Source organism: Snodgrassella sp. B3882, from assembly GCF_026535915.1.
Classification (GTDB): Bacteria; Pseudomonadota; Gammaproteobacteria; order Burkholderiales; family Neisseriaceae; genus Snodgrassella.
In genome coordinates this window covers 1,581,724-1,594,383 of record NZ_JAFNPF010000001.1, presented here as the reverse complement: position 1 = coordinate 1,594,383, position 12,660 = coordinate 1,581,724, and the positions used below count along the sequence as shown (strand labels likewise).

The following is a 12,660-nucleotide window of genomic DNA, read 5'->3' as shown; positions in this document are numbered from 1 at the left end:
TTATATTTTTACTTGTGCACCCAGTTCTACTACTCGATTTGCTGGTATGTGATAGTAACTGGTGGCAGAAGCACTATTAGTATATAACCATTTAAACAGTCTGGCTCGCAGCCGACCCATATTGCCTGGTTTTGTTTTGTTGGCAACGACAATGCTGTCATTGGACAGAAAAAAAGATGTTTCCATGGTATCCAGCGTGATTCCCTGTTCGGCCATGAGTTTAAGGATATGAGATATATCAGCAGTCTCTTGAAAACCATAATCGGCAATCACCCGGGTAAAACGTGGTCCGATTTGTTTCATAGCAATACGTTCACTGTCTGGAATATGTGGCACTTCTTTGGTTTTAATGGTTAGAATGACATTGTAATTGTGCAATATTTTATTGTGTTTGAGGTTATGGAGTAAAGCTCTTGGTACATTAAAGGGATCTGCAACCATGAAAACGGCGTTACCAGATACAATTTGTGGTGGATAGTCATTTAAATTTTGCACAAATTCATCCAGAGCATATTCATTGGTTTGGTGCATGCGTTTTATTTGAATTTTTCCATTTCGCCAAGTGGTAAAGATGGTGACGACTATTAAGGCAACCATCACCGGAAACCAACCGCCATGAATTAATTTTAATAGGTTACTGCTAAAAAATATCAGGTCAAAGGACAGAAATATTAAGGTCAATAGCAGAGCTAATGGAATAGGCCAGTGCCAGTTTTTGATCATGACAATGCAAAATAATAATGTGGTGATAACCATGGTGCCGGTAACCGCTATGCCATAGGCTGAAGCAAGGTGCTCTGAATCATGAAACACTAAAACAACTAAGGTAACCGCAGTGAGTAATAACCAGTTGACCAAGGGCAGGTATATTTGACCCACTTCTTGGTTATTGGTGTGGATGATGGTCATCCGCGGTGCAAATCCGAGCTGAATAGCCTGTCGTGTCAGTGAAAAGGCACCGGCAATGACAGCCTGACTGGCTATGATGGTAGCAAGGGTCGCCAGTATGATGAAGGGAATTAATAACCAGTGTGGGACGCTGAGGAAAAAGGGGTTTTTTATGGCCAAAGGATGACGCAGGATCAATGCTCCTTGCCCCAGATAGTTGAGTAATAAGCTAGGTAATACGATTTTTATCCACGCAGTTTGGATTGGCTTGCGACCAAAATGCCCCATGTCAGCATATAGGGCTTCGGCACCAGTGACAGCCAGAACGACACAACCAAGACCAATAAAGCCCTCCCACCCATGGGTGATGGCAAACTGAATACCATAATAAGGGTTAAAAGCCAGAATGATTTTGGGTGATTGTACGATTTGAAATAAGCCTATTAAGGCAATAGCGCTAAACCACAGTAACATGATAGGACCAAACAAGGTGCCTATTTTGTGGGTGCCTTTTTTCTGAATGAAGAACAATGTGAACAGGATGCTCAGGGCGATAGGCATGACATAAGGACGAAAGCTTTCGCTGATGACTGTCAGCCCTTCTGCGGCAGAAAGAACGGACACCGCAGGGGTAATCATGGCGTCGCCATAAAACAGGGCGGTGCCAGTAAGTCCCATCATCATGATTAGCCAAACAGGCTTGCCTTTAAGATTTTTTATCGCTTGTTGCATTAATACGACGACACCGCCTTCACCATCGTTATCTGCGCGCAAGATGAACAGAACGTATTTCAGGGTGACAATCAGTAGAAGCGACCAGATAATTAATGAGACAAACCCTAAAACATTTGCTGGTGAGGCATCGATGGAAGAGGCGCGAAAGCTTTCTTTCAATGCATATAAGGGACTGGTACCTATATCTCCGTACACAATGCCCAAGGCGGCAAGTGTGGTGGCGCTATTGGCAGTAAGCTGAAAACGCATTTAATGATCTCTTGAAAAGGTGTCAGGATAAAAGTTTAGTTTTAGCATTGGTTTTTCGCCAATTGTGTATAGATTGGTTTTGATGCTAAAAAGTCAGGTGATAATGGTTAGGTGGCGTTTTAAACGTTATAGGGTTTTTTGCCAAGATTAGTTTACATAATTTGATGTGTTACGGGATTATTTTTTACTCATTGTTATTATTGATGGAAGGAATGATGGTGTAGTTTTAACACATTGTATTTTTGTTTTATGACTATTTTATTTATTTATTTGCTATTATAAATCTAATCCATTGATATGTATAAAATAAAAATATTATCTTTGGTGATGGAGATGTTGTTTTAAGCTTTCTTTTTTTCTGACAATAGGTTAAAATAAAGAAATTTTTCGGATTATTGAGAAATGGCCCTGAGGCCATTTTTTTGTTTTTAAGGAGCACAGATGGATATTCAAGGCATTTTAGAAAAAACTTTGCCGGGTCTGGGCTATGAGTTGGTGAATTATGAATTGACCGCCCAGGGAGATTTGCGGGTTTTTATTGATAAACCTGAAACGGGTATTTCTTTGGATGATTGTGTTGCGGTTAGTAATCATTTGAGCCGAGTGTTGGCAGTGGAAGATGTGGATTATCAACGTCTAGAAATTTCCAGTCCCGGATTGGATCGTCCGCTGACTAAGCCTGCTGACTTTGCTCGGTTTGCCGGTCAGCTGGCAAAATTTAAAACTCGTTTGCCGATAGATGGACAAAAGAATTTTATCGGACGAATTAATGGTATTGATGAGAATGATGTGATCAGTATTACGCTGGAAGAAGCTAATGAAGCGCGCCGAGCCAAACGTGCGGCGGTGATAGCCGGTAAGACGGTACTGATTGAGTGGCTCAATGTGGATAAAGCACGTTTGAAGCCAGAATTTAATATTTAACCGAATTTTTATATTGTTGTGAGTGGCATGCTCGCAGGGAGAATTAAATGAGTCGTGAAATTTTACTTCTGGCCGAAGCGTTGGCAAGTGAAAAAAATGTTGATACGGAAGTCGTTTTCAGTGCATTGGAATTTGCTTTAGCCAGTGCAGCGAAGAAAAAAACTGAGCGGGAAAATATGGATGTACGCGTGGCTATTGATCGCCATACTGGCGATTACAGCAGTTTTCGTCGCTGGTTGATTGTTGCCGATGAAGATTATACCTATCCTGATATTCAGAAAACGATTGAAGAAATTCAGGAAGAAATTCCTGGAACAACTATTCAGATCGGTGAGTATTATGAGGAACCGATTGAAAATGTTGAATTTGGACGGATTGGTGCACAAACTGCGAAGCAGGTTATTTTGCAACGCATCCGTGATGCTGAACGTGAGCAGATTCTGAATGAATTTTTGCAGCGTAAAGACAGCTTGGTATTGGGAACAATTAAGCGGGTAGAACGGCATGGTGCAATAGTTGAAATTGGCCGCTTAGAGGCTTTGCTACCACGTGATCAAATGATTCCACGTGAAAATTTCCGTAATGGTGACCGAGTACGGGCTTTATTTCTGCGGGTTGATCAAATTGGCAATCGCAGTCAGGTTGTGTTGACCAGAATTTCGCGGGAATTTCTGCTTAAATTATTTGAGCTGGAAGTGCCGGAAATAGAAGATGGTTTGCTGGAAATTAAGGAAGTGAGCCGTGATCCTGGACTGCGTGCCAAAATTGCAGTGAAATCCAATGATAGCCGCATTGATCCACAAGGTACATGTATCGGCGTGCGCGGATCCCGAGTGAATGCGGTCACTGAAGAATTGGCTGGTGAACGCATTGATGTGGTGTTGTGGTCGCCTGAAACTGCTCAGTTTGTCATTAATGCACTGAGCCCAGCTGAAGTGACGCGCATTCTGATTGATGAGGATCATCATTCAGTAGATGTTATTGTGGCTGAAGATCAGTTAGCGCTGGCTATTGGTCGTGGTGGACAAAATGTTCGTTTAGCAGCCGAGCTAACCGGTTGGCAGCTAAATATTATGACTGTCGAAGAAGCGCAGGAACGACATGAAGCGGAAGATAAGGCTCTGCGTGAATTGTTTGTTAATCATTTGAGTGTTGATGAAGCTGTGGCAGAGGTATTGGTACAGGAAGGTTTTACCAGTTTGGAAGAAGTTGCCTATGTGCCAGTAGAAGAAATGCTTGAAATCGATGGTTTTGATGAAGATACAGTAAATGAATTGCGTAATCGAGCCCGTGATGCCATCTTGACTCTGGCGATTGTCTCCGAAGAGCAATTGGAGCGTATGGATGATGATTTAAAAAATCTGGATGGTGTAGATCAGGAAATGCTGCATGATTTGGCCAATGAAGGGATTAAAACGCGCGATGATTTGGCCGAACTGTCTGTAGATGAACTGATTGAAATCACAGGTATTGATGAAGAAACCGCCAAGAAAGTGGTGATGGCTGCACGCGCCCACTGGTTTGACGAAGCATGAGGGTACGCGAATGAGTAATCAAATAACAGTAGAACAATTTGCTTCCGAGCTGCACTTATCAACTGCAAGGTTGCTGGAACAGCTTGCTGAAGCAGGAGTACATAAACAGGCAGCGACAGATAAACTGACATCTGCTGATAAAAAACAGCTACTGGTGTATCTGAAGCAGTCAAACGGTAGTATGACAACCAATACGATTACGATCAATCGTAAGAAGCCGGCTGAAAAAAGCACAGTTGCCGGTGTTGAAGTTGAGATGCGACGTCGGCGTCGAGTTGCTATTGCGCCGGAAGAATTGTCTGAGCAAACATCTCCAACTCAAGCTGAGGCTGAAGTTGAGACTCCCGCTATTGCGGTAGAATCTGAAGCTGAAAAACAAGCGAAACTGGCTGAGGCTGCTGAAGCAGAGGCTAAACGCCGTGAAGAATCAGCTGCAGCAGCGGCAGCTGAGGCAGCACGTCTGAAAGCAGCCAATAAACAGGAATACAAACCCAAACAAGAGGCTGAGCAGGCTAAAGTGGTAAACCAGGAAGTGAAACAGAAAACAGTGGAAACGGAACATAAGAATCAAAATGTATCCGTAGACGATAAAGCTGCTGATAAGCAGGAACAACATAAATCCAAACGCAATCGTAATCATAAAAATGCGAAAAAAATTGATTTGGCTGCATTGGTTGCGGAAGCGTCTAAACCGATTATCAGCCCTGAAGAGCAAGCACAGCGGGATGAAGAAGCCCGACGTGCGGAAGCTATGCGGGCGCATCGTGAAATGCTGTTGAAACAGAAGCAGGAACGACAAGCTCGGCGCGAAGCTGCTAAACAGCAGGCGAAAGAAGAGAGTAAAGCCCCAAGTGAGCAGAAAGCAGCTGAAGTTCGTTCGGCAAAACCGAGTGAAAAGAAACCGGTTGCCAGTGCTCCGGCAAAAAACAATGAAGGTAGCTCTGATTCCACCAGTCGGCGCAAAAAAGATGATTCTCGTCGTCAGCATGAAGATGAAATGCCAAAAGGTAAATCTGCACGCGGTGGAAAAAACCGTCGTTCATCTGATGTGTCGAATGTGGATGAAAACCGCAGACGTGGTGGCAAAAAAGGTGGTAAGAAGCAGCTTAAATTGGAACCAAATCAGCATGCATTCCAAGCTCCGACAGAGCCGGTTGTACATGAAGTATTGGTACCAGAAACCATCACTGCGGCTGAATTAGCTCATAAAATGGCTGTTAAGGCAGCCGAAGTCATCAAAACGCTGATGAAAATGGGCATGATGGTTACCATCAATCAGTCATTGGATCAAGAAACTGCCTTGATTGTGGTTGAAGAGATGGGACACATTGGTAAAGCGGCCGCAGCGGATGATCCAGAAGCATTTTTGGATGAAAATGAAGTGGTGGTTGATGCTGAAGCGGTAACTCGCCCACCTGTTGTAACGGTTATGGGTCACGTAGACCATGGTAAAACTTCACTGCTTGATTATATCCGTCGTGCCCGTGTGGTTCAGGGTGAAGCAGGGGGTATTACCCAGCATATTGGTGCTTACCATGTTGAAACACCTCGTGGTGTCATTACTTTCCTGGATACACCAGGGCACGAGGCCTTTACCGCCATGCGTGCACGTGGTGCTCAGGCTACCGATATTGTGATTTTGGTTGTTGCGGCTGATGATGGTGTGATGCCTCAAACTATTGAAGCGATTGCACATGCTAAAGCTGCGAAGGTACCTTTAGTCGTTGCGGTTAATAAGATTGATAAAGAAGGTGCTAATCCAGAACGCATTCGACAAGAATTAACTGCGCATGAAGTTGTTCCTGATGCATGGGGTGGCGATGTACAGTTTATTGATGTGTCTGCTAAGCAAGGAACCAATATTGATGCCTTGTTGGAGGCAGTATTGCTTGAAGCTGATGTATTGGAGTTGAAAGCGCCGGTTGATGCTCCAGCTAAAGGTATTGTGGTTGAATCTCGTCTGGATAAAGGACGTGGTGCAGTGGCTACTTTGTTGGTACAAAGTGGAACATTGCATAAAGGCGATGTACTGTTGGCTGGTACGGCTTTCGGTCGGGTACGCGCAATGGTGGATGAGAATGGTAAAACCATTGAATCTGCTGGACCGTCAATTCCGGTTGAAATCCTTGGTTTATCAGACGTTCCCAATGCTGGTGAAGACTTTATTGTACTGGCTGATGAGAAAAAAGCACGTGAAATTGCTTTATTCCGTCAAGGCAAATATCGTGATGTTCGTTTGGCTAAACAACAAGCGGCCAAGCTGGAAAACATGTTTAATAACATGGGTGAAAACCAAGCACAAAGTTTGCCAATTATTATCAAAGCAGATGTACAAGGTTCTTACGAGGCCTTGGCTGGCAGCTTGAGAAAATTATCAACAGATGAAGTACGTGTTGATGTATTGCACAGTGGCGTAGGTGGCATTAGTGAATCAGATGTCAATTTGGCTATTGCTTCTGGTGCAGTGATTATCGGCTTTAATGTTCGTGCTGATGCTGCTGCCCGTAAACTGGCTGAACATGAAGATGTTGAAATTCGTTACTACAATATCATTTATGATGCCATTGATGATGTTAAAGCTGCTTTAAGTGGTATGCTGGCGCCAGAACAAAAAGAAAATGTTATTGGCACGGTTGAAATTCGTCAGGTAATCACCGTATCTAAAGTGGGTAATATTGCTGGTTGTATGGTGACGGATGGCATGATCAAACGTGATTCACATGTACGTTTGATTCGCAATAATGTTGTGATCCATACCGGTGAACTGGCTTCTCTGAAACGCTTTAAAGATGATGTTAAAGAAGTACGTCAAGGCTTTGAATGTGGTTTAATGCTGAAGAATTTCAACGATATTATGGAAGGTGATCAGCTGGAAGCTTTTGAGGTTGTTGAAGTTGCACGTCGGCTTTAATGATCACTAAAGATTTCAGGCAGCTTGAATGAAATCTCAGGCTGCCTGAATTTTTTGATCGACCTAGAAAGGAGTGATTATGCGTAAGGCACAACGTGGCTATGCTCGTCAGGATCGGGTTAAAGAACAGATCATGCGTGAATTGGCTGAACTGGTGCGGGTTGGTCTAAAAGATCCACGCGCAGGTTTTATTACTATCAATGAAGTGGAAGTGACTCGTGACTACAGTCATGCAGTAATTTATTACACTGTTTTAGATGATAAAACCAGAGCAGTTACCGAAGAAGCTTTGGATCATGCTAAGGGTTATTTGCGCAGTGAATTAGCTCGTCGCATAACCCTTTTTCGCACACCGGAATTATCGTTTGTTTATGATGATTCGCTGGAACGTGGCATGAGTATTTCCCATCTGATCGATACTGTGTCCAAAGAAAAACCGGTGGAAGATTAAGAAAAAAGGTTAGCTCAGTTAGCTAACCTTTTTTTGTTTAAGTCATCAGCGACCGTAATAAACAGTCAAGGAGGTTTTGGCGATGGTATGGGCATTAACCATAAAGCCAGTTAAACTGGTGGTGGCATCTGCAGGTACCTCGATTTTGTCGGTATTAAGGGCATATAGAGTAAAGATATATCGATGCGGTGGATCGCCAACAGGTGGATAAAAGCCTGAATAGCCCAAGGTTCCGGTGTCATTACGTAGTTGTCTGGTACCTGTAGGCATATTTTGACCATCTCTTCTACCAGCATCACGTTTTAGTTCGGTTATAGTAGGTAGAATATTGATTGCCATCCAGTGCCACCAACCTGCACCTCCAGTTGGGGCATCGGGGTCGTGACAAGCGATCGCAAAACTTTTGGTTTCAGTTGGTGCATTTTCCCAGATCAAAGCAGGTGATTGGTTGTCCTGATCACTTTGATAGGAACTGTCAACTCTATCGCCTTCCTTGAATTCTGGGCTGGTTAGAATAAATTTCTGTGACATATCATCTCCTTAAGAAATATGTTAGCAATTGCAAGTTATTTTGTGATAAAGGTTTAATTTAGTCAATATTGTTGTTGCTACATCAAGTTATTATCTCGAAGCCCGATTCTATGATGCTTAAATGTGTAAGTTTTAATCCGGTATGGATGACTATTGCAGACAAACTTTCACCTCCTGATTAATTGATCATGTTATTTAGTTTGGTTATGCTCGCTGTTAACAAGTTGATGAGGCACCTGATATCCTCTGTTATATGCTAAGGTGTTATAATATTTACCTAGAGATTGATTATTGGAGTTTTTTATGCCAGCTCAGTGCTTACCATGGGTGTGTCTTTCTGGGTTTATGCTTGATGAGACGCTGTGGGATGACGTGGTCGCTAATTTGCCGGAGCAGCAGTCGGTAGAGTGCCGGTCATTAACACAGGGTGAGACAATTGCTGCGATGGCGGATCACATTGCTATGAGTATGCCGGAAAAAGCTATTTTAATAGGTTTTTCTTTGGGTGGTTATGTTGCCCGCTCTTTAGCCGCTCGATATCCGGATCGGGTAGCTGGGCTGGTTTTAATTGCTACATCATTGCGAGAAGATACTCCAGCACAACGTCAGGCAAAGCTAGAAACGCTGGAAGTACAGCGTCATTTGCATTTTCGTGGTATTGGTCGTGGAGCGATTATTAAAACTTTGCGTCCTGATAATAATCACAATGAAGTTTTGATTGCACATATCAGAGAAATGAGTCAGCGGCTAGGATTTGAAGTGCTACAGCGTCAGTCTTTACTGGATCGGTCTACACCAGTTGCCGAGAAAATTGCTTGTCCTACATTAATTATAGCTGCCGAAGAGGATCAGATGAGATCCCCAGATGAACAAAAAGAACTGCAACAGCATATTCCTCAAGCCCAGTTAGTGATGGTAGCAAATAGTGGACATATGATCCCTTTGGAGCAGCCGCAAAAATTAACTCGGATAATCGAGCAATGGGTACAAACTAATTGTCTGTAAAATAATATTTTGCTTGAACATTGAAGTACTCTGAGATAAATTTAATTCAGTAAAAAAATTTTTATGTATAATAAATGACTATGTCATTCGCATAGCTGTCTCAGTTCAAATTATCAACTTTTTTCATCACTCTTATTATCATAAACCCTTTGTCTGTCACAGGACTATTACAGGATTACTCATGTTTCAATCTTTCTTCCCTAAACCTCGTTGGTTTTTTTTGTCTGTGGTGTTATGGATTGCGCTAAATATTGTGCTCTGGTATGCCGGCGGTAAATCAGCAGGCGAATGGTTTGGTTGGCCAACAGACTATGCCTCACAACCCCTAACTATCGGCTTATCGCGCTTTTGGTCGCCGGCTTTTCTGTGGTTTTATGTTTGGTTTATGATTTCAACTGGATTGTTTGCGACTTTTTGGTATGTGGTTGATCGTCATCCATGGCAACGTTGGTCTATATGGGGATCAGCTCTGATATTGTTTAACATCTGGTTTGATGTACAGGTCAATGTCACGATTAATGCTTGGTTTGGTCCATTTTGGGATCTGATTCAAGATATGCTGGATAAAGGTGGTTCGATAAATAGTATTTATCAAAATATGCTGACTTTCATGTATATTGCGATGGTAGCGGTGACGATTTTTATGCTGAATTCTTTCTTTGTCAGCCACTATGTATTCCGCTGGCGTATGGCTATGAATGATTATTATATTGAAAATTGGCCTAAATTGCGTAATGTTGAAGGTGCATCTCAACGAGTTCAGGAAGACACCATGCGTTTTGCTGATACGGTGGAAACGCTTTGTGTGAAACTAGTCCGCGCGGTGATGGTCCTGATTGCCTTTTTACCTATCTTATTTGAGCTGTCTAAGCATGTTCCGGTATTACCGCTTATTGGGGAAATCAAATATTCTTTGGTTTGGGCAGCGATCGGCTGGTCATTATTCGGAACTTTGCTTCTAATGTTAATCGGAATTAAATTACCAGGTTTGCAATTCAATAATCAGAAAGTGGAAGCAGCTTATCGCAAGGAATTGGTTTATGGTGAAGACCATAATGATCGAGGTGAACCTATGACCTTGCAGGAGTTATTTAAGCAGGTTAAAAACAATTATTTCCGCCTATATTTCCATTATGCTTATTTTAATTTAATCAGTACTTGGTATCTGCAATTAGATAATTTGTTTGGTTTATTGATGTTGGTGCCATCTATTGCTGCTGGAATTATGACTTTAGGACTGGTTAATCAAATTCTGAATGTGTTTGATAATGTCCGTTCGTCGTTACAGTATCTGATTAATTCCTGGAAAACCATTATCGAGTTATTATCAATTCATAAACGCTTGAAAGAATTTGAATCGATTCTAAATCTGAATGGCCATCATTAGGATAGATTTTGGGATGAAATCGATTTTTATCTCTATATTGAGCCATAAACTTAGCCAATAAAATAATAAATTAATTGTGATATCAGGTTAAATTATATTGATAAGTTTGTATTATTTTTAATATTGATTAATAAAAAATTGAGGCTTCTCAAGTTTTTCCACTAATTTTTAGGTGATAATATGATTAATTAAACTGGTTATAAGGCATATAACCTTAATTGATCTAATCATTTCCTGATGTTTAATGTAGTTTAGTTTTGCTCATGTTTTGCTATGGAAAGTTAGGTAAATAGTTTTTAATGCTGTAAGGATTTTAGAATTATTGTTTTAAAAATAATAATCAAATCCTGTGTTTAAATGAGGCATTATTTGTCCTGATGTTGATTAGGTTGAACTGCTGCACAACAGCCATTATTAATAAGCTGAAATTTAGATACAATCCAGTTGAATTTTGTTGTGATTTGTAATTGGCCAATGCATAAATTATTACTTTTTAACCAGTGATGATGAATGCGCAATCAAGGAGACGTTATGAGTACACGTATTGAACATGACAGCATGGGTGAAATTGCAGTATCTGAAAATGTTTACTGGGGAGCACAAACTCAGCGCAGTTTGCAGAATTTTGATATTGGTGGTGAAATTTTGCCTCCGGCCATGATACAGGCTTTGGCGATGGTAAAAAAAGCCGCAGCTTTGACCAATAAACAATTAGATCGCATTAGTGGGGAATGTGCTGATCTGATTGTTCAGGCCGCAGAGCGCGTCTTGAAAGGTGAGTTGGCTGATCAGTTTCCTTTAGTAGTGTGGCAAACCGGTTCAGGTACGCAAAGTAATATGAATATGAACGAGGTGTTAGCTAATGTCGCTAATGAAATAGCTGGTAAACCTCGTGGCACTTATGCACCTGTCCATCCTAACGACCATGTAAATCACGGTCAATCTACCAATGACTGCTTTCCGTCTGCTATTCACGTCGCTACCGCGATGCAAATTAAACAACATTTGATTCCAAATGTTAAAGCATTGCGTGATTCTTTGGCTGCAAAAGCTGAAGAATTCAAAGGTATCGTGAAAATTGGTCGTACTCACTTACAGGATGCAACACCGTTAACCCTTGGTCAAGAATTTAGTGGTTATGTTAGCCAGCTTGATCATGGTTTGGCTCGTCTGGATCAAGCATTGCAATGGTTGTATGAACTGCCTCTGGGCGGAACTGCTGTCGGTACTGGCTTGAACTGTCATCCTGAATTTGCGGAGAAATCAGCTGCTAAACTAGCTGAGTTGACTGGTTTACCATTTGTCACTGCTCCAAACAAATTTGAGGCTTTGGCTGGTCGTGATGCTGTGGTGTTTGCTTCTGGCAGCTTACGTACTTTGGCGGTAAGCCTGAACAAAATTGCCAATGACATTCGCTGGTTGGCCAGTGGTCCGCGTTGTGGTATTGGTGAAATCACTATTCCGGCTAATGAACCAGGTTCTAGTATTATGCCGGGTAAAGTCAATCCAACTCAATGTGAAGCAATGACCATGGTTGCTGCGCAGGTGATTGGTAATGATATGACTATTGCTATGTCAGGTGCTTCTGGCAATTTTGAGTTGAATGTTTATATGCCAGTGATCGTATTTGATGTTCTGCAATCTATCCGCTTATTGGCTGATGCATGTAGAAGCTTTAATTTACGCTGTGCGCAGGGTATTGAACCAGTTCGTGAAAAAATTGATGCAAATCTGCACCATTCTTTGATGCTGGTTACTGCGCTAAACCGTCATATCGGTTATGAAAAAGCGGCAAAAATTGCTAAAACTGCTTATGCTCAAAATCAAAGTTTGAAACAAGCTGCTATTGAGCTGGGATATTTGACAGCAGAACAATTCGATGAATGGGTTGTGCCTGAGAATATGATCGCCCCAAGATAAATAAGATTTAACTTTTAAAACCACATTTGGTGTAAATCAAATGTGGTTTTTTGTTTTGGCAAAGGGAAGGGGGTTTTACTATTTTCAGCCAAAAAAGCTTGAGTAGTCATATTTCGAATTGGCT

The 12,660-nt window shown here is 41.8% G+C and carries 9 protein-coding genes; 7 read left to right on the top strand and 2 right to left on the bottom strand.

Annotation, left to right across the window (positions count from 1 at the left end):
• Positions 1 to 1,872: a potassium transporter Kup gene (locus J3U68_RS06750; protein ID WP_267375649.1), complete on the bottom strand. Its 1,872-nt coding sequence runs from the start codon at positions 1,870 to 1,872 to the stop codon at positions 1 to 3.
• A 441-nt stretch (positions 1,873 to 2,313) separates the two neighbouring features.
• Here J3U68_RS06750 and rimP point away from each other — a divergent pair, with 441 nt between their 5' ends.
• The 4 genes from rimP to rbfA all read left to right on the top strand — a co-directional run bounded on the left by rimP (position 2,314) and on the right by rbfA (position 7,693).
• Positions 2,314 to 2,796: a ribosome maturation factor RimP gene (gene rimP, locus J3U68_RS06745; protein WP_267375648.1), complete on the top strand. Its 483-nt coding sequence runs from the start codon at positions 2,314 to 2,316 to the stop codon at positions 2,794 to 2,796.
• A 47-nt stretch (positions 2,797 to 2,843) separates the two neighbouring features.
• Positions 2,844 to 4,331 (top strand): transcription termination factor NusA, encoded by a 1,488-nt coding sequence (gene nusA / locus J3U68_RS06740; protein WP_267375647.1) that lies wholly within the window; start codon positions 2,844 to 2,846, stop codon positions 4,329 to 4,331.
• A gap of 10 nt (positions 4,332 to 4,341) precedes the next feature.
• Entirely contained in the window at positions 4,342 to 7,242 is a 2,901-nt protein-coding gene (infB, locus tag J3U68_RS06735; protein WP_267375646.1) for a translation initiation factor IF-2, read from the top strand.
• 79 nt (positions 7,243 to 7,321) lie between these two features.
• Positions 7,322 to 7,693, top strand: a complete 372-nt coding sequence (gene rbfA / locus J3U68_RS06730; protein ID WP_267375645.1) for a 30S ribosome-binding factor RbfA — start codon at positions 7,322 to 7,324, stop codon at positions 7,691 to 7,693.
• Between the two features lie 45 nt (positions 7,694 to 7,738).
• On the opposite strand, the gene J3U68_RS06725 is transcribed toward rbfA, so the two are convergent.
• Positions 7,739 to 8,224, bottom strand: a complete 486-nt coding sequence (locus J3U68_RS06725) for a YbhB/YbcL family Raf kinase inhibitor-like protein (RefSeq protein WP_267375644.1) — start codon at positions 8,222 to 8,224, stop codon at positions 7,739 to 7,741.
• A gap of 303 nt (positions 8,225 to 8,527) precedes the next feature.
• On the opposite strand from J3U68_RS06725, the gene J3U68_RS06720 reads away from it, so the two are divergent.
• The 3 genes from J3U68_RS06720 to fumC all read left to right on the top strand — a co-directional run bounded on the left by J3U68_RS06720 (position 8,528) and on the right by fumC (position 12,536).
• Entirely contained in the window at positions 8,528 to 9,229 is a 702-nt protein-coding gene (locus J3U68_RS06720) for an alpha/beta fold hydrolase (RefSeq protein ID WP_267375642.1), read from the top strand.
• Positions 9,230 to 9,410: 181 nt separating this feature from the next.
• On the top strand, positions 9,411 to 10,616 hold the full coding sequence (sbmA, locus tag J3U68_RS06715; RefSeq protein WP_323811431.1) for a peptide antibiotic transporter SbmA: 1,206 nt from the start codon (positions 9,411 to 9,413) through the stop codon (positions 10,614 to 10,616).
• Between the two features lie 531 nt (positions 10,617 to 11,147).
• Positions 11,148 to 12,536, top strand: coding sequence for a class II fumarate hydratase (gene fumC, locus J3U68_RS06710; RefSeq protein WP_267375641.1), 1,389 nt, complete (start codon positions 11,148 to 11,150; stop codon positions 12,534 to 12,536).
• The last annotated feature ends 124 nt before the right edge of the window (positions 12,537 to 12,660 follow it).